Annotated in this window: 19 protein-coding genes; 11 read left to right on the top strand and 8 right to left on the bottom strand. The window is 68.5% G+C overall.

Annotated features, from left to right (window positions below; translation table 11 throughout):
* The first annotated feature begins 227 nt into the window (after positions 1 to 227).
* The gene (locus ON04_RS01025) at positions 228 to 695 is read left to right on the top strand and encodes a hypothetical protein (protein WP_010539708.1); all 468 of its coding nucleotides are present in this window, start codon (positions 228 to 230) and stop codon (positions 693 to 695) included.
* Positions 696 to 735: 40 nt separating this feature from the next.
* Here ON04_RS01025 and ON04_RS01020 read toward each other — a convergent pair whose 3' ends face one another.
* Positions 736 to 1,470 (bottom strand): rhomboid family intramembrane serine protease, encoded by a 735-nt coding sequence (locus tag ON04_RS01020; protein ID WP_010539707.1) that lies wholly within the window; start codon positions 1,468 to 1,470, stop codon positions 736 to 738.
* Positions 1,471 to 1,579: 109 nt separating this feature from the next.
* Positions 1,580 to 2,110 (bottom strand): peptidylprolyl isomerase, encoded by a 531-nt coding sequence (locus ON04_RS01015; protein ID WP_193350569.1) that lies wholly within the window; start codon positions 2,108 to 2,110, stop codon positions 1,580 to 1,582.
* 71 nt (positions 2,111 to 2,181) lie between these two features.
* Between ON04_RS01015 and ON04_RS01010 the strand changes: the two genes are divergently transcribed.
* The 4 genes from ON04_RS01010 to ON04_RS00995 are packed head-to-tail and all read left to right on the top strand — an operon-like array spanning position 2,182 to position 5,739.
* A complete protein-coding gene (locus ON04_RS01010; RefSeq protein WP_010539705.1) occupies positions 2,182 to 2,880 on the top strand; it encodes a hypothetical protein in 699 nt (232 codons plus the stop codon).
* Positions 2,877 to 3,389, top strand: coding sequence for a GNAT family N-acetyltransferase (locus tag ON04_RS01005; protein ID WP_010539704.1), 513 nt, complete (start codon positions 2,877 to 2,879; stop codon positions 3,387 to 3,389). Before ON04_RS01010 ends, ON04_RS01005 begins: the two co-directional genes overlap by 4 nt.
* Positions 3,390 to 3,432: 43 nt before the next feature.
* Positions 3,433 to 4,755: a TrpB-like pyridoxal phosphate-dependent enzyme gene (locus tag ON04_RS01000; RefSeq protein ID WP_010539703.1), complete on the top strand. Its 1,323-nt coding sequence runs from the start codon at positions 3,433 to 3,435 to the stop codon at positions 4,753 to 4,755.
* 54 nt (positions 4,756 to 4,809) lie between these two features.
* Positions 4,810 to 5,739: an SDR family oxidoreductase gene (locus ON04_RS00995; protein WP_010539702.1), complete on the top strand. Its 930-nt coding sequence runs from the start codon at positions 4,810 to 4,812 to the stop codon at positions 5,737 to 5,739.
* A 34-nt stretch (positions 5,740 to 5,773) separates the two neighbouring features.
* Here ON04_RS00995 and ON04_RS00990 read toward each other — a convergent pair whose 3' ends face one another.
* Complete coding sequence (locus ON04_RS00990; RefSeq protein WP_033443939.1) at positions 5,774 to 7,639, bottom strand: ABC transporter ATP-binding protein; 1,866 nt, start codon at positions 7,637 to 7,639, stop codon at positions 5,774 to 5,776.
* Between the two features lie 244 nt (positions 7,640 to 7,883).
* Here ON04_RS00990 and ON04_RS00985 point away from each other — a divergent pair, with 244 nt between their 5' ends.
* Both ON04_RS00985 and ON04_RS00980 read left to right on the top strand, forming a co-directional pair.
* Positions 7,884 to 9,341: a fatty acid desaturase gene (locus ON04_RS00985; RefSeq protein WP_010539700.1), complete on the top strand. Its 1,458-nt coding sequence runs from the start codon at positions 7,884 to 7,886 to the stop codon at positions 9,339 to 9,341.
* 42 nt (positions 9,342 to 9,383) lie between these two features.
* A complete protein-coding gene (locus ON04_RS00980; RefSeq protein WP_010539699.1) occupies positions 9,384 to 10,019 on the top strand; it encodes a TetR/AcrR family transcriptional regulator in 636 nt (211 codons plus the stop codon).
* A 12-nt stretch (positions 10,020 to 10,031) separates the two neighbouring features.
* Here the strand turns inward: ON04_RS00980 and ON04_RS00975 are convergent, their stop codons facing one another.
* Positions 10,032 to 10,793: a PaaI family thioesterase gene (locus tag ON04_RS00975; RefSeq protein WP_010539698.1), complete on the bottom strand. Its 762-nt coding sequence runs from the start codon at positions 10,791 to 10,793 to the stop codon at positions 10,032 to 10,034.
* Between the two features lie 11 nt (positions 10,794 to 10,804).
* Here ON04_RS00975 and ON04_RS00970 point away from each other — a divergent pair, with 11 nt between their 5' ends.
* Positions 10,805 to 11,623, top strand: coding sequence for an SDR family NAD(P)-dependent oxidoreductase (locus ON04_RS00970; protein WP_050815224.1), 819 nt, complete (start codon positions 10,805 to 10,807; stop codon positions 11,621 to 11,623).
* Positions 11,624 to 11,672: 49 nt separating this feature from the next.
* On the opposite strand, the gene ON04_RS00965 is transcribed toward ON04_RS00970, so the two are convergent.
* Genes ON04_RS00965 through ON04_RS00955 form a run of 3 tightly spaced genes read right to left on the bottom strand, consistent with a single transcriptional unit; the run spans position 11,673 to position 14,573 of the window.
* Positions 11,673 to 12,371 carry a PaaI family thioesterase gene (locus ON04_RS00965; RefSeq protein ID WP_010539696.1) on the bottom strand — a complete coding sequence of 233 codons (699 nt, stop codon included), beginning with the start codon at positions 12,369 to 12,371 and terminating at the stop codon, positions 11,673 to 11,675.
* A 22-nt stretch (positions 12,372 to 12,393) separates the two neighbouring features.
* Positions 12,394 to 13,122 (bottom strand): PaaI family thioesterase, encoded by a 729-nt coding sequence (locus ON04_RS00960; RefSeq protein ID WP_010539695.1) that lies wholly within the window; start codon positions 13,120 to 13,122, stop codon positions 12,394 to 12,396.
* The gene (locus tag ON04_RS00955) at positions 13,119 to 14,573 is read right to left on the bottom strand and encodes an FAD-dependent oxidoreductase (protein WP_010539694.1); all 1,455 of its coding nucleotides are present in this window, start codon (positions 14,571 to 14,573) and stop codon (positions 13,119 to 13,121) included. The genes ON04_RS00960 and ON04_RS00955 overlap by 4 nt, the downstream gene beginning before the upstream one ends.
* 53 nt (positions 14,574 to 14,626) lie before the next feature.
* Between ON04_RS00955 and ON04_RS00950 the strand changes: the two genes are divergently transcribed.
* Together ON04_RS00950 and ON04_RS00945 are read left to right on the top strand one after the other, a co-directional pair.
* Positions 14,627 to 15,181, top strand: coding sequence for a nuclear transport factor 2 family protein (locus tag ON04_RS00950; RefSeq protein WP_010539693.1), 555 nt, complete (start codon positions 14,627 to 14,629; stop codon positions 15,179 to 15,181).
* Between the two features lie 10 nt (positions 15,182 to 15,191).
* Positions 15,192 to 15,665, top strand: coding sequence for a hypothetical protein (locus tag ON04_RS00945; RefSeq protein ID WP_010539692.1), 474 nt, complete (start codon positions 15,192 to 15,194; stop codon positions 15,663 to 15,665).
* On the opposite strand, the gene rfbC is transcribed toward ON04_RS00945, so the two are convergent.
* Positions 15,662 to 16,252 (bottom strand): dTDP-4-dehydrorhamnose 3,5-epimerase, encoded by a 591-nt coding sequence (gene rfbC / locus ON04_RS00940; protein ID WP_010539691.1) that lies wholly within the window; start codon positions 16,250 to 16,252, stop codon positions 15,662 to 15,664. The two genes, ON04_RS00945 and rfbC, sit on opposite strands and share 4 nt — an antisense overlap.
* 34 nt (positions 16,253 to 16,286) lie before the next feature.
* Here rfbC and ON04_RS00935 point away from each other — a divergent pair, with 34 nt between their 5' ends.
* Positions 16,287 to 17,375, top strand: coding sequence for a class I SAM-dependent methyltransferase (locus ON04_RS00935; protein ID WP_010539690.1), 1,089 nt, complete (start codon positions 16,287 to 16,289; stop codon positions 17,373 to 17,375).
* Positions 17,376 to 17,441 lie beyond the last annotated feature (66 nt).

Here is a 17,441-nt window from a genome sequence, read left to right as displayed (position 1 = left end):
TGCAGGTCACGACAGCGAAACGCGTCATGTGACTGGTGTTACCGCGCATCTCACACTGGCACACACCCTGTGGATAACTTCCTCCACACTGTGGATAGAGTCAGGCTGACGACGACAAGACCTCCGCCGCAGGTGGGGCCCGCGGGGAATCGAACGGCAATCGAACTCCACGCGTGTTATTCATCCACAGTGTGGATAACGCCTGTGGATAAGAGAGGATGGGCGGCATGAGCGGTGAAGCTATTGACCGAGCCGGGCACAGGGCGGCGTCATGGTCCCCGGAAGCGTTGTGGCCAGCGCTCCAGATCGCACTGGGACTCGGACTCGTAGCCACGGGACTCCTCCGACGGGACCCGCTCGCTGTGCTCCTGACGGGCTCTGCGGCACTCGTACTCGTCGTGGCCGGCGTGTCTCAGTTGCTGCGTCGACCGCGGCTCGAGGTGGTGGACGGGCTCCTGGCCATCAAGAAGCTCCGTGGCGTCGTGTTTGTCCCGCGCGAGGAGATGGTGGAGGTGCGTGCGCTGGGGGCGACCCGGTGGGGCATGCGTCAGCACCTGATGCGGGTGGAGTATGTCGACGACCGCGGGCACGAGCAGCTGGACGTGTTTACGCGGGGCGACCTGGGGGCGGACCCGCGCGACGTCGTGGAGACCCTCACCGGTCTGGGGTTCCGGGGGCGCGGCCCGGACGCGTGATGAGGGGCCTGAGGGTCTAGAGGCCTGAGGGTCGGGCGGTTCAGCTGCGCAGGATCGAGTCCAGCGTCATGGAGTCGGCGACGTACCAGGCCACGGCTGCGAGCAGCACGACCACCAGCAGGAAGCCGATCCAGGATGTGACCTCACGGGCCGTGCGGCCGGTGCGCGCGGGTAGGCGGCGCGGCAGCACCACCAGGGCCAGCGCGGCCAACGCGCCCACGCCCAGCCCGCCCAGGTGTGCGGCCAGCGAGATTCCGGGGACGATAAAGCTCACGCCGACGTTGAGGACGAGCAGGATGCCGATCCCCCTGACGTCCACACGCATGGTCATGGCCACGATCGCGTAGGCCCCCATCAGGCCGAAGATCGCGCCGGACGCCCCGGCCGTCAGGGCGTTCTGGCTGAAGAACATCACCGCCACCGAGCCCCCGAGAGCGGAGACCAGGTACATCGCCAGATATCGGGCGTGGCCGACGCTGCGCTCGATTCCTATCCCGAGCAGCCACAACATGTACATGTTGAGCAGCAGGTGCATGGGCCCGAAGTGCTGGAAGGCTGAGGTGAGCAGGCGCCACCACTCGTCACGGAACGCGACCAACGGCGGGTAGAGGGCCGTGAACTCGAAGAGCGCCGACGCCCGGTTGTCGAGAAAGCTGCGGGCCTGCACGACGGTCGCCACGTAGACGGCCAGGTTGGCGGCGATGAGCCATGCCGTGACCGGCTGGAGGCGAAAGAAGCGGGCGACGGCGCCGCCGCGGTGGGTCTGGATGCTCATGGTGCCCGCTCGGTCAGGATGCTCGAATGGTCGACGGTGGGGATAGACCTGCGGCGCGGGCCCGGGTGATCCGGGTACCGCGCCGCGGGTCGTCGATGGTGCGGGATCGTCAGGAGATCTCGATCGACTCGATCACGATGTCCTCGGCCGGCCGGTCCATCGCACCCGTGCGGGTGGTGGCGATGGCGTCGACGATCTTGCGCGAGTCCTCGTCGGCGACCTTGCCGAAGATGGTGTGGCGGTTGTTCAGGTGCGGGGTCGGGCCCACGGTGATGAAGAACTGCGAACCGTTGGTGCCGGGCCCGGCGTTGGCCATGGCCAGCAGGTAGGGCTCGGTGAACTGCAGCTCGGGGTGGAACTCGTCCTTGAACTGGTAGCCCGGGCCACCGCGGCCGGTGCCCGTGGGGTCGCCGCCCTGGACCATGAAGCCCGAGATCACGCGGTGGAAAATGGAGCCGTCATAGAACGGTCCGGTCTTCTCGCCCTTGGCGTTGGGCTGGGAGTACTCCTTGGATCCGTCAGACAGACCGACGAAGTTGCCGACGGTCTCCGGGGCGTGGTTGCCGAACAGCTCGACGACGATGTCGCCCCGGTTGGTGTGGATGGTTGCCTTCTGCGTTGCGATGCTCACGGGGACCATCCTGCCACGCCGCGACAGGCGATGTCGGTGAGACGGTGGTCGGTGTCGGGGGGCTGTGCAACCATCTACCCATGAGCAAACGAAGTGATCGTGCCGCTGAGCGCAAGGCAGTCAAGCAGGCGGAGAAGGACCTGAAGCAGGCCCGCACCGCCGCCCGGAAGGCATTCGACCTCAAAGATCCCCGTTTCCTCGGCGAGGCCGCTGTCGCCGCGACCCGCGGTCCCGTCGGTCTGGCTCTCTTCGGTGCCAGCCGTGGGCTCCAGGTGGTGCGCGAGCGTCGCGCGGAGCAGGGCGAGATCCTCGGCGATCTCGCGTCGGACGCCAGGATGCACGCCGACGCCCTGCGTGAGAAGACCTCGGCGCTCGCCTCGCCGTCCGAGAAGCGCAAGCCCGCGCGCCGCTTCGCCCCGTTGTGGATCGCCGGACTGGCCGGCGGAGCGGCGATAGCCGGCGCCACCGCCTACTTCCTGCGCGGTCCTGATTCACCCGCGCCCGCCACCCCGACCCCCGCACCGAAGCCCGCCCCCACGCCGACGCCCGCCGCAGACACCGTCTCGGGCGCGGGCCCGGGTACCGGCTCCGCGCCGCAGCCCGCCAACGCCGAGACCGGCGAGGACCTGGTCATCGACTCGGCCGATCCGGAGGGCCCCGCGGACCAGGACGTCGCCGGGACTCCCGCCGCCGAGAGCGCCGCTCCGGGTGTCGCCGCCGGGTCCGCCCCGCAGCCCTCCGACGATGCGCCGGAGGACGGGACCGCGAACGACAAGTGAGTCTCCCGTACACGGCACGCGTCGGCGCCGAGCCGAGGATCGTCGCGTCTCCCCTGTCCGGGCTGGGCCCACTGGACGTCCACGCGCTGTACAAGCTGCGCGTGGACGTCTTTGTGCACGAACAGGAGTGCCCGTACGCCGAGATCGATCACGTGGACGCCGACCCCGGCACCACCCACGTACTGGCCTGGATACCTCGCATCGACGAGGGATCCGGGGTGCCGGGCGGGAACGAGTTGGTGGCGACCCTGCGGATATTCGGCTCCGACGAACCCGCCGGGGTCATGCACATCGGCCGCGTGTGCACGTCGCCCGGTTGGCGGGGGCGCGGGATCGCCTCCGGATTGATCCGGTACGCGCTCGACAGGTGCGGTGACAGGCCGGTCGAGATCGGCGCCCAGGCGTACCTCGAGCAGTGGTACGAGCAGTTCGGATTCCTCCGCTCCGGGCCCGATTACCTCGACGGTCGGATCCCCCACCTGCCGATGCGTCGCGACCTCCTAGGATGAGATACAGCTCACCACCCCTCCCACTCCATCCGAGGACCCACACATGACGTCTGACGCCCCCTCCGACTCGCTGGTCAAAGCTCTGCTCCCCGAGAGCGAAATGCCCACGCACTGGTACAACATCCAGGCTGACCTGCCCGAGCCGATGGCGCCGCACCTGCATCCGGGCACCAAGGAGCCCCTCGGGCCCGAGGACCTGGCACCGCTGTTCCCCATGGCCCTCATCGAGCAGGAGGTGACCCAGGAGCGCTACGTGGCGATCCCGGAGGAGGTCCAGGAGATCTACCGCCTGTGGCGCCCGGCCCCACTGATCCGGGCCCGCCGCCTCGAGAAGTCGCTCGGCACCTCCGCGCGGATCTACTACAAGTACGAGGGCACGAGCCCCGTCGGCTCGCACAAGCCCAACACCGCAGTGGCGCAGGCGTACTACAACGCCGCCGAGGGCATCACCAAGCTCACCACCGAGACCGGTGCCGGCCAATGGGGCGCCTCGCTCGCGTTCGCCGGGCAGGCATTCGGCATCGAGGTCGAGGTGTGGCAGGTCAAGGCCTCCTTCGAGTCCAAGCCGTACCGGCGGATGCTCATGGAGACCTTCGGAGCCTCGGTCCACCCGAGTCCGTCCGACCTCACCGAGGCCGGCCGCTCGTTCCTCGCCAAGGACCCCGACACCCCGGGGTCGCTCGGCATGGCCGTGTCCGAGGCCGTCGAGGTGGCTGCCGGTGACCCCGAGGCCCGCTACTCACTCGGCTCGGTCCTCAACCACGTGTGCCTGCACCAGACCGTGATCGGCGAGGAAGCCATCAAGCAGCTCGCGATGTTCGGCGAGGGTGCTCCCGATTTCGTGTTCGGGTGCGCCGGCGGCGGCTCCAACCTGGCGGGGCTGGCCTTCCCGTTCATCCGCGAGAACCTGGCCGGCGCGCAGACCTCGATCATGGCGGTGGAGCCCACCGCGTGCCCGTCGATGACCGAGGGCGAGTTCCGTTACGACCACGGCGACGTGGCCGGGCTGACACCGCTGATGAAGATGTACACCCTCGGCCAGGACTTCGTCCCGGACCCCATCCACTCCGGCGGCCTGCGCTACCACGGCATGGCGCCGCTGGTCAGCCACGTCAAGCACCTCGGAATGATCGACTCGATGGCCGTGGAGCAGAACGTCGCGTTCGCCGCCGGCGTCGAGTTTGCCAAGGCCGAGGGCATCGTTCCTGCCCCGGAGTCGAACCACGCCCTGGCGGGCGCCTTCATCGAAGCCCGCAAGCACACAGGAGAGCCCGGAACGGGCCCGTCGATCGTCATCGGACTCTCCGGTCACGGCTTCCTGGATCTGCCGGCGTACGAGTCCTACGTACGCGGAGAGCTGGGCTGACCACCCTCCGATACCCGATTCCGCTCAGATCATCCCCCGATCACAGGAGTTCACATGACACAGCACATCGACTTCACCGACCGCGTCGCCATCATCACCGGTGCCGGTGGTGGCCTCGGCCGCGCCTACGCCCTCGCGTTGGCCGAGCGGGGCGCCAAGGTGGTCGTCAACGATCTTGGTGGCGACGTCCACGGTGAGGGTGGCACCGCCTCCGCCGCCCAGCTCGTGGTGGACGAGATCGTCGCGGCCGGCGGCGAGGCGATGGTCGACGGCCACGACATCACCGACGAGTCGGCGGTCGACGCCCTGGTCGGCTCGGTTATCGAGAAGTGGGGCCGCATCGACGTCCTCATCAACAACGCGGGCATCCTGCGCGACAAGTCGTTCGCCAAGATGAGCACCGACGACTTCCGCAAGGTCCTCGAGGTGCACCTCATGGGCTCGGTCAACTGCACCAAAGCCGTCTGGCCGCACATGGCCGACGCCGGCTACGGCCGCATCCTCATGACCACGTCCACGTCCGGCATCTATGGCAACTTCGGACAGTCCAACTACGCCTCCGCCAAGTCCGGCCTCGCGGGCCTGATGAACGTCCTGGCCATCGAAGGCGCCAGGAAAGACATCAAGGTCAACGCGATCGCGCCCACCGCGGCCACCCGGATGACCGAGGACCTGCTTCCGCAGCAGGTTCTCGACGTCATGGGTCCCGAAACCATCGCCCCCGGTGTGCTGTTCATGGTCTCCGAGAATGCTCCGACCAAGACCATTCTCGGCGCCGGTGCCGGCGTCTTTGCCGTGTCCCAGATGGTCGAGAGTCGCGGCGTCTATCTCCCAGACGAGGCCCGCACCCCCGAGGTCGTGGCCGAACGGTGGAACGAGATCGCCGACCTCACCGACGCCCAGCCCCTCGAGAGCGCCTTCGAGCAGACCTCCAAGTACGCCGCACTCGCCGCGCGTGAGCTGGGGCTGCACCTCGAAAGCTGAGTTCCGGCTCGCCGCCGGCGCATCGAGCCCGACGTCACTCCTGGTCGGCGAACTGGGTTTCGTACAGCTCCGTGTAGCGACCGCCGGCGGCGAGCAGTTCGGCGTGCGTGCCCGACTCGACGACCGTGCCGGCCTCCAGAACCAGGATCCTGTCGGCCGCCCGCACGGTGGAGAGTCGGTGCGCGATGACCAGCGAGGTACGGTGCGACATCGCCTCGGAGAGAGCCTCCTGCACCGCCGACTCGTTGGTGGAGTCGAGGGCGCTCGTCGCCTCGTCCAGCACCACGACCGACGGGGCAGCGATGAGCAGTCGCGCGATGGTGAGCCGCTGGCGCTCGCCCCCTGAGAGTCGGTAGCCACGGTCGCCGATCACGGTGTCGAGCCCATCGGGCAGCTCCCGCACCAGGCTCTCGAGTCGTGCGCGCCGCAGTGCGTCCCACACGGCTTCATCGTCGACCTCCGGCCGCGCGAAGGTGAGGTTGGAGCGCACCGTGTCGTGGAAGAGGTGCCCGTCCTGCGTCACCATGCCGACCGTGCGACGCAACGACGACGACGTAACCTCTCGCACGTCGAGTCCGGCCACCCGGACCGCACCGGAGTCGACGTCGTAGAGACGCGGCAGCAGAGAGGCGATGGTGGATTTTCCGGCACCCGACGAGCCGACGAGAGCGATCATCTGGCCCGGCTCGGCGCGGAACGAGATCCCGTGGAGCACCTCCTGTCCGCCGCGAGCGTCCAGGACCGCCACCTCCTCGAGGGAGGCCAGCGAGACCTTGTCGGCGGAGGGGTAGGAGAAGTGCACGTTGTCGAACTCGATGGTCGCGGGTCCGGCGGGGACGTCGACGGCGTCGGGTGCGTCCGCCAGCAGTGGCTTGAGATCCAGGACCTCAAAGACGCGCTCGAAGCTGACGATGGCGGTGACCACGTCCATCGGTGCGTTGGCCAGTGACGTGAGTGGCCCGTAGAGGCGGGTGAGCAGGAGGGCCAGGGCCACCACAGAGCCGGCGTCCATTCCGCCGTTGAGGGCGAACCAGCCGCCGAGGCCGTAGACCAGCGCCAGCGCGAGGGTCGAAACGAGGGTCAGCGAGTTCATGAACACGCTCATCAGCAGTGCGGTGCGCACGCCGATCCCGCGGACCCGGCCGGCCCGGGCGGCGAACTCCGCCGACTCGGCGGCGGGGCGACCGAAGAGCTTGACCAGGGTGGCGCCGCCGGCGTTGAACCGCTCGGTCATCTGGTCGTTCATCGACGCGTTGAGGTCCGAGGCCTCGCGCCGGAGCTTGGCCAGGCGCCTGCCAACGTAGCGGGCCGGAAGTAGGAAGATCGGCAACAACAGTACGGACAAGACCGTGAGCTGCCAGTTGATGCCCGCCATCACGATGAGCGTGAGAACCAGCTGCACCAGGTTCGACACGACGCCGGACAGGGTGTCGGAGAATGCGCGCTGGGCGCCCATCACGTCGTTGTTCAGGCGACTGACCAGCGCACCGGTCCGGGTGCGCATGAAGAATGCCACCGGCATGGTCTGGACATGGTCGAACACCGTCCGACGCAGGTCGAGGATCAGCCCCTCACCGATCCGTGCGGACCACAGGCGCGAGAAGACGTTGGTGATGGCCTCGACCACCCCGATCACGGCGATCGCCGCCGCGAGCATCGCGACCACGCGCACCGCTTGCGACTCGACGATCGCGGTGACCACCCGACCGGCCAGCAGCGGGGTGACCACCGCGAGAGTCGCGCTGAATACCGAGAGGATGAGGAACACCACGATCAACCGGGTGTGGGGGCGAGCGAAGATCCCGATCCGGCGGAAGTTCTCGCGGGTGAACACACTCCGGTCGAGCTTGATGTTGTTGCTCTCGGCCCGCATCAGTGTTCGCATGGCGGCCTGTTGCATCGTCACTTCCGCCACACTCCTCACGCGTCGGAGACGGGTTCCCGACTGCCTGTGGGTACAACCCGGCAAAGGCCTCGGCTATTCCGGACCGGCTCGGTGGTAGCGGGTCTCGTCGTCGTTGTCGCACTACCGTCGATGGACAAATTATCTTGCTTTGTCTAGACAGATCCGTGCCTTTTGTCTATTCTTGAGTCAAGGAAGTGGCGTATGCCACATTCGTCTTGCTTTTCGAAAGGGCCATGCGATGTCCAGCACCGAGTACATCAGCAGTGATACCGACGTCCAGCCGCACGCCTGGAACGACGCCAAGCGCTACCTCTGGCTGCTCGGCCTCGTCCCGGCCGCCGGGCTGTTCCTCTCACTGCCCGTGGTGGCGGGCTTCAACGCCCTCGGCTGGAGCGTCCCCGCGACCATCGCGTGGTACCTGCTGCCGTTCCTCGTCTACGTGGCGGTGCCGTTCGGTGACTACAGAACCGGGGTAGACGGCGAGAACCCGCCCGACGAGGTGATGGACCGGCTGGAGGCCGACCCGTTCTACCGCTGGTGCACCTATCTGTACATTCCGCTGCAGTACGGAGCGCTCGTCCTCGCCTGCTACCTGTGGTCCGCTGACGACCTTTCCTGGCTCGGGTACGACGGCGGGCTCGGCATCGCGGCCTCAATCGGCGTGGCCTGGACCGTCGCGATCACCGGCGGCATCGGCATCAACACCGCCCACGAGCTCGGCCACAAGATCGCCGGCAGCGAGAAGTGGCTGTCCAAGGTCGCCCTGGCCACCACCGGCTACGGCCACTTCTTCATCGAGCACAACCGCGGCCACCACGCGCGCGTCGCCACCCCGGAGGATCCCGCCAGCTCACGCCTCGGCGAATCGTTCTGGGCGTTCCTGCCCCGAAGCGTGTGGGGCTCGGTGCGCTCGGCGTGGTCGCTCGAGAAGGAGCGTCTGGCCCGACAGGGCAAGAGTCCGTGGACACCGCGCAACGACAACCTCAACGCCTGGCTCATGACCATCGTGCTGTTCGGAGCGCTGATCGCGATCTTCGGCTGGCAGGTGGCCCCGTGGCTGATCGTCCAGGCGATCTTCGGCTTCTCCCTGCTGGAGGTGGTCAACTATCTCGAGCACTACGGACTGCTCCGGCAGAAGACCTCCGCCGGGCGCTACCAGCGCTGCCGCCCGGAACACTCGTGGAACTCCGACCACCTGGTGTCCAACATCTTCCTGTACCACCTACAGCGCCACTCGGACCATCACGCCAATCCGATGCGTCGCTACCAGGTGCTGCGTACCTTCGACGAGGCCCCGCAGCTTCCGTCGGGCTACGCGTCGATGATGGTCCTCGCCTATATCCCGCCCCTGTGGCGCAGGGTCATGGACAAGCGCGTTCTCGCCCACTACGACGGCGACATCACCCGCGCCAACATCCAGCCGTCCAAGCGGGACAATTTCCTGATCCGCTACAACGCCGCGGCCGGATCCACCGTCGTGGCCGAGAAGGTCATCGCGGACACCGCCATCGTCCCCGACCAGACGTCCCCCACCGGCGAGTACATGTGCCCCAATTGCGGCAACCACTACTCGGAGGAGGCCGGCCTGCCCCGGGAGGGATTCCCCGCCGGAACCGCCTGGTCCGACATTCCCGACACCTGGCGCTGCTCCGACTGCGGTGTCCGCGACAAGGTCGACTTCCTTCCCGTGACGTGACCCGGGTGCGCACGGGGGCGTCAATCAGGAACAATCGAGGCCATGCCCCGTTCCGTCCCGACCAGTGACCGACGCTCCTCCGGCCAGACCCGGGGGGAGCGTCAGTCACTGCGAGGCACGGTGTTCGACGCCATGCACGAACTCCTCGTCTCGCGTGACTGGTCCGCCGTCACGATGTCCGATGTGGCGAACGCCGCCGGACTGAGCCGACAGACCCTCTACAGCACCTTCGGCAATCGGCAGGGCCTGGCGCAGGCCTACGCGCTTCGGCTGTCCGAGACATTCGCCGGCGAAATCCGCGACTCCATCAACCGCAACCCGGGGCAGATCGACACCGCACTGCGCGAGGGCATCAACGGCTTCCTGCTCTCCAGTCGCCGCGACCCGCTGGTCCGAGCGCTGCTCACCGGCGACATCAAGCCCGACCTGCTGCGGCTGATCACCACCGAGGCCGGGCCACTGATCGAACGCGCCACCGAGGTGCTCACCCCCGCGTTGTCCGACAGCTGGATGCACATCGAGGAATCCCAGGCGCGGCTGGCGGCGTCGATCATCGCCCGGATCGGCATCAGCTTCATCTCCCTGCCACCCGACGACCCCGAGCAACTGGCCAGCGGACTCACGGACGTGATCGCGCCCTATCTTCGGGAGGTCGTGCAGGTCGAGGTCCAGGGCTGACGTCGGAAACCCCTACGGGCTGCCGTCGGTGATAGTCGAACTGGTCCCCGGCTGCCCCGGCACCGGCACGCCGGCCTCCAGGAACAGACCCCGGGCCTCCACGCACAGTCGATCCCCCGCGTGGATGGTGCCGTGCGTCCACGTCTTGCGCCCGTCGACCTCATGCACCCAGCAGCGGAACGTCAGCGGCTGCAGCAACGGGGTCGGCGACCGGTAGTCCAACTCGTAGTGGGCGGTCATGCCGAACCGCCCGCCCCAGTGATTGGCCAGACCCATCATGTGGTCGATGATCAGCGCACTCATCCCGCCGTGCACGCACCCCGGGGGGCCCTGGTACACGGGCCCCAGCGTCACCTCGGCCCTCACCGAACCGTCGTCACAGCCAAAGAACTCGACCGGCGGGGCCATCGGATTCTCCGGGCCGGACACCGGATTCGAGCGGCGGGTGCCCGCGCCCTTCCACATGCTCTCCAACCGCGCCTCCGGGGTCGGGACACGTGGCTCGAGCATGTCCGCCACCTCGGCCAGACGATCGGCGACGTCGCCTAATTCGACGTCCGAGAGCGCCAGCGCCGCCGTCGCCTCCCGCAGCCGACGCAGCTCGGCCACCGCGCGGTCCAGGTCCGGGTCCGCCGGCGGGATCTCCGGAACGGGGATCGGCTCGAAGGACTCCCCCAGCAATTTCCGGGCAGTGTCGTAGGAGAAATCCTCCCCCGGACGCAGCCCCGGGAGGGGTACTCCACCGAATCCGGGACTTTTGCTCTCTTTGGTCATACTCTGAGGATATGTCGACACCTGTCAATCCGAAGCCTTCCGATCCATCTACCTACGGCCCGTGGGCCCTTGTCGTGGGCGGAAGCGAGGGAGTGGGCGCGGAGATCGCGTTCCGTCTCGCAGACCAGGGCGTATCGTCCGTACTCGTCGCCCGCAAGGCCGGCCCGCTCGAGGAGACCGCCGAGGCCGTGCGCTCCAGAGGCGTCGAATGCCGGGTGGTGTCCGTGGACCTCACCGAAGAGGGCGCGACCGAGGGCATCGCCGCCGTCTGTGAGGGCCTGGACATCGGTCTGGTCATCCTCAACGCCGGCGCCAACACCTACGGCGCCGAGTTCGTCGAGTCCGACATGGCGCAGGTCCAGAAGGTCATCGACCTCAACATCACCTCGCCGATGGAGATCATCCGGCAGTTCGGCCCCGGCCTGAAGGCCCGCGGCAAGGGCGGCATCGTGGTCATGGGCTCCATGGCCGGCTACCTCGGCCACGCCGACATGAGCATCTACTCCGCGGCCAAGGCGTTCAGCCGCGTGTTCGTGGAAGGCCTGTGGCTCGAGATGCGCGAGTACGGCGTCGACGTGGTCGAGGTCATCCTTGGCGTCACCCGCACCCCCGCCATGATCCGTGCCGGCCTGGACATGGACCTGCCCGGCATGACCGTGAGCGAGCCCCATGAGGTGGCCGAGGAGGTGCTGGCCTCCATCGGCAACGGCCCGGTCCACGTCTGCGGCGGCGAGGGCAACGAGAAGGGTGTGGAATTCTCCTCCGGCGTCAACCGCGGCCGCATCGTGGCCGGCGCCCACAAGCGCATGAAGGCGCTACGCGGGGAGTGACCCCAACCGGCCGGGGCTCAGGCAGCAGTCTGGGCCCCGGACCGAGCGGTCAGCCCTCGATGGGCATGCTGCGGTCGGCGTCGCTGATTCCGCGCGGCTCGATGAACAATCCCTCGGCGCTCGCGCACAGCGTGTCCCCCGTGTACAGGGTGGCACTGGCCCAGATCTTGCGGCCCTCGACCCGGTCCTGCCGGGCCTCGAAACGCAGCGGTGCGCCCAGCGGCGTGAGCGAGGCGTAGACGATCTGCAAGTCGGCGGTCATACCGACGCTGCTGGATGCCGCGTTGGCCAGGCCCAGCATCTCGTCGAACACCAGCGCAATGATCCCCCCGTGGACGCAGCCGGGAGGGCCCTGATATTCCACGCCCAGCGTCAGGTCGCAGCGCACGCTGGCGTCGGGCAACACCACCGGATCGAGTGGCGGCGACACCGGGTTGCGCTGACCGATCGCCGGGTTGGAGCCGAGATGCTCGGGCACACCCCAGCTCGCGTACTCGGAAGGGTGCACCACGGTGCCGACCTCCTCGAGGTGATCGGAGAGCTCCCGCACGGTCGTCACGGCGTCATGCAGATCGGCGTAGGTCGAACCCGCGACCAGGCCACGAAGTCGGCGAAGCTCACGAGCCAGTTCGATATGCCCGGAGCCGTCGTCGTACTGATGCACAAAGCGTGTGCCCTCAACCGGCGGTGTCGCGGACTCAGCCTGGCCGACGGGATTCTCGAGTGCATCGCGGGATTCAGTGGTCACAGCAACAGAATCTACTCCGCACTCATTGTCCGCCATCTCGATGCCACCCCTCCGGACGTACGAACAGCCCCTCCGCCGTGGCGCACAGTCGTCCATCGGCGTGGATCGCGCCGTGCGACCAGACCTTGCGGCCGTCGATCCGCGCAGGCCGGGCGGTGATGACGATCGGCTCGAAGAGCGGAGTCGCACCGTGGTAGTCGATATCGAGGTACACGGTCATCCCGGTGGTGCCCGCATGATGGTTCGCGCGCCCCAGAACCGCGTCGAACAGTAGCGACACGATTCCCCCGTGCACCCGGCCGGGAGGGCCCTGGTACTCGAGCCCCAGGGTCGCCTCCGCGCGCAGAGTGCCGTCGTCCAGTCGCTCGTACTTCAGCGGCGGGGCCACGGGGTTCGCGCGACCGATCGCCGGGCAGTTGGCCATGTATTGGCGGCCCTCCCACATGGCGGCCATTCTGTGTTCGGGTGTCGCCGACGCGGCCTCCAACTCATCAGCCACGTGACGCAGTCGCTCGGTGAGCGGTGCCAGGTCGGTGCTGAAAATCCCGCCCGTGGTCAGTGCGCGGATCCGGCGCAGCTGCTCGACCAGGGCAAAGACGCCGGCCTCGTCGTCGTCGACCCGGTCCACGGGTGCCCCCGCGCCACGCGTCGGGCTTAGGGGCACGAGATCCACCGCGGGGCGCGGACGCCGTACGGGTGCACCCTCGACGATCGCGGCGCCCGCGCCCGTGGCGTCCTCTGTCTCGGTCACGCCCGCGCCGACCCCGCCGCACCGCGACCCGCGCGGCGACCGAAGAAGGAACCGTCACCGAGCGAGGTGCCGGAGATGTAGCCCTCACCGTGCAGACCGTGCGTACAGCGACCGGCCGCGAACAGTCCCGGGATGGGCTCTCCCGCGTGGTCCAGGACCCGCGAGTCCAGATCGGTGTGCAGGCCTCCCAGGGTGAAACCCTGAGCCTTGAGCGGCAGGCCTGCGAACGTGTCCGGGCCGCCGGCACCCGTGGGGTACGCGCCGAAGGGCGGCTCGAGCGGCCGCACCCAGGTCGAGCTCTTGCCGAACTGCGGATCCTCGCCGTTCTCGGCACCGGCGTTATAGCGGCGCAGCTGATCGGCCAACGCGTCGACGGGCAGCCCGCAGTCGGCGGCCAGCTCCTCGATGGTCTCGGCGGCGTGCATGGGCTGCATACCCCACAGTTCGGACTCGGGGACGTCCTCGATGCCCTTCTCGTCGATGATCACCCACACCGGCGGACGACGGTGATGCACCGCGGCGTGGCAGTACAGGCCCGGGTAGACCTCCTCGTTGATGAAGCGCTGGCCGTCGCCGTCGACGAGCATCGCGCCCACCACCAGGCGCGGGATGATGAGCATGGCGGTCTCGGTCTGGTGCATACGTCGGACGGCCGCACCGATCTCCATTCCCATCTCGATGCCGGAGCCGTCGTCACGACCGTCGGACACGGCGTCCTTGCCCAGCTGCTGAGGCGCCCACTGCTCGACCATGCGCTCGTTGTCCACGAACCCTCCCGTGGCCAACACGACGCCGCTGTTCGCGCGGTACTCGCGCTCCACGCCGAACTCGGTGGCGCGCACGCCCACCACCCGGCCCTCCTCGACGATCAGCGAGCGGACCTTGATGTCGCACTCCAGGGTGACGCCGACCTTCTCCGCGGTAACCACGAGCGAGTCCATGAGCACGTTGCCGGCGAAGTTGGGGGCCGGCGGGCGATGGCCGCGGGCGGCGGGCCTGGCGATCGAGGCGTACGGCTCCGCGCGCTCACCCATCCACATCAGACCCGAGTCGTCGCCGGGCATCCAGGTGGGGGTGTCCCAGAGCTTGTGGTGGAACACCGCGCCGTGGGAGACCAACCAATCGTGGTGCTCCACCGCGCCCGTGCAGTAGGCGTCGATCTTGGCCTCGTCGGCATTGGGGCCGAGCGCAGCCATGAGGAACGCGCGCATGTCCTCGACGGTGTCGTCGATACCCAGCGCCCGCTGCGTGGAGGTACCTCCGCCCAGGTAGACCTCGCCGCCGGATTGCGCGGACGAGCCGCCCGGGCCCGACGCACCCTCCAGCACGATCACCGTGGAACCGGCCTCGGCCGCCTCGATCGCGGCGCACGCCCCGGCGATGCCCATGCCCACCACCACCACGTCTGCGGTGACCAGCGATGGACGAGTGTCTGAAGCGGTGTCCGTCATGGGGAAAACTATAACGTGTTCTTACGATGAGTCGACGCATTAATGTCGGGCTCATGACTTCCTCCCCCGACACCGACCGCCTGAACGTCCTCGAAGCCCGACTCGCCTCGGCGGAAGCCCGGATCTCCGACACCCTCACCCGCCTCGACGCCGCGCAGGACGAGCTCGCCGTGCTGCGGATCCTCGCCGCCTACTCGCCCCGGGTCGATTCCGGTGACGCCGAGGGGGTGGCCGAGTTGTGGACCGAGGACGGCGTCTACGACGTGGACACCGGCGTTCTCGAGGGCCACCGTGGCCTCACCGAGATGGTGCTCGGCGACGCCCACCAGGGACTCATCGCGCACGGCTGCGGCCACGTGCCGAGCTTGCCGTTGGTATTGATCGACGGCGACCGGGCCGTGGCGACCGGCTACACCCAGCTCGTGGTGCGCTCCTCCAAGCCCGGGCGCTACACGGTCCTGCGCGTCACCGCCAGCCGCTGGGAACTCGAACGGCGCGGCTCCACCGACGCCCCGGACCGTGGGTGGCGGGTGGTGCTGCGCACCGCACGTGCGGTGACCGACGACGGCGAGGGTCGAGCACTGCTCGCCCGCTCCCGCGAGGGGTAGGTTGGCAGTCATGATCCGCCGCCGTGCGCCCGCCGACCCGAACCTGCGTGCCGGCCGCCTCGCGCTGCTCACCACGTCCGCGATCCATCTGGGATTCCAATCCATGGTGACCTCGGTGGTCTACCCGGAACTGTTCCACGGACCCACGCACGGTCTCGGCGAGCGGCAGGCCGAACACGCCCGTCGGATCGCCCCCGTCGCACTCACGCTGTATGCGGCCGGTCTCGGCGCCTCAGCGTGGGCGGCCTACGGCTCACTCCGCTCCGGAGAACGCACGGGTCGCACCGCCACCATGATCGCCTGCGCGAGCGGTGTGGCTGCCCCGGCCGTGACCGCAGGCGTTCTGCCGCTGCACGTGCGGATCGCCCAAGACGAGGTCACTGCCCCGCGGATTGGAGCGCTCATCGCCTCGGACCGGCTTCGCACGGGACTGGCCGCGCTCGGGGTGGCCGCAGCGGCGCAGGCGTTGACTCGTCGGGACTAGGAGACGACTCCGCCGGCTCGCCCGGGTCCCTCGGTCGCCAGGCGGTCGAGCGTCTCCCGGAACGAGGGGGCCGATCGGTCCCGGTCCGAGATCGGACCCACCGGCAGCGGCCAGTCCAGGCCCAGCTCGGGGTCATCGTGGGCCACGGAGATGTCCTCGGTCGAGTCGTGCGGCCGGTCGATCCTGTAACACACGTCCGCATACTCGGTGAGCGCCTGGAACCCGTGGAGGAACCCGGGCGGGATGTAGAGATGGTGGAAGGTCTCATCGTCCAGCGTCACGGCGATCGATCTGCCGAAGGAATCGGAGTCGGGACGGATGTCGACGATGACGTCCAGGACCGCGCCGCGCGCGCACCGGACGAGTTTGGCCTCGCCCGCGCCCAGGCGACCGTGCATCCCCCGGATGGTTCCCCGCCGGGAGCGTGACTGCGAGTCCTGCAGGAATCCGGCGGACGCTCCGGGCCTGCCGACAGCCGTGTCGAAGATCTCCGCGTCGAAAGTGCGGGTGAAGAAACCCCGCTCGTCGGTGAACGGTTCCGGAACGAGGACGAGGACGCCGGGCAGTTCGGTACTTTTGACGCGCACTCCCCTATCGTGCCGCACCCGGAGGAGGACCACCATGACTTGCCGCGGATGCGGGAGCGAACGGCTGATCACGATTCTGGACCTCGGGGACCAGCCCGCCTCCGATTTCTTCCCCCCGGTCGGGTCCCCCACCGACGATCCGACCCATCCGCTCGCGATGGCCCTGTGCCAGGCGTGTGCATTGGCGCAGTTGGCGGAGGACGACACGGTCACGCAGGAACCCCGCGGCGTGGAGCCACGCGCGCTGATCGATCAGGCCGTCGACGCCGTCGACCGAGTGGCCGCCTCAGGATGGTTCGACGGCCGATCGACCGTCCGGGAGTTCGGTAGCCCGCACGGCGGCACCTGGGTGGACCACCTGAAGTCGCGCGGTCTGCACCCCGTGGACGGGGGGCCGGCGGACGTGGTTGTCGACTGCTTCGGCATCATGCACTGCCCGGATCAACGCGCGGCCTTCGCCGACCGTCGTCGTGCGCTGGCCCCGGGGGGCGTCCTGCTCCTGCAGTTCCACTCCTTCGCCACGATCGTCGGACAGGGACAGTGGAACGCTCTGCGCCACGGACACTTCGCGTACTACTCGACGACGTCGCTCCACGCGCTCCTGCGGGGATGCGGGCTGACGATGCACGACATCTGGAGCTTCGACCTCTACGGGGGCACCCACCTCGTCGCGGCGACCGCGGACCGGGACGCCGGCCAGCCGGAGCCGGTGCGGCAGATCATGGCTGAGGAGCGCCGTCTGGGCCTGCACACCGCGGAGGGAACGACCGCGCTCCAGCACGCGGCGGACAGCCACGCCACCCACCTGCGGCGATGGCTGGAGGACCAGCGTGACAAGGGACACACCGTCGCCGCGTACGGCGCGGCCTCCCGGGCGGTCGCGCTCTTCGCCCGGGCGGGGATCACGCGCGACCTGCTCGTCGCGGTCGCGGACGCGTCGTCGGCCAAGCACGGTAGCCGGATGCCCGGTACCGACATCCCCATCATCAGCCCGGAGACACTCCTCGCCTCAGCGCCCGACACCGTTCTTCTGACCGTCCCGGATCTGTTGCCCGAACTGGAGCGCACCCTGCCTGAACTGACCGGCCGGTGGGTCGTCGACGGCCCGGTCGACCGGGTCTGACCCCGCGGGCGGCGGGGTCGGGAAGTAGGAACTTTCTCACGAGCAGGGACCGGCTGAGTTATCGTG

The sequence above is a fragment of the Dietzia alimentaria 72 genome, from assembly GCF_000226215.1.
In the GTDB taxonomy this organism is placed as follows: domain Bacteria; phylum Actinomycetota; class Actinomycetes; order Mycobacteriales; family Mycobacteriaceae; genus Dietzia; species Dietzia alimentaria.
The sequence above is the reverse complement of the archived record's forward strand: the minus strand, read 5'-3'. Positions and strand labels throughout refer to the sequence as shown.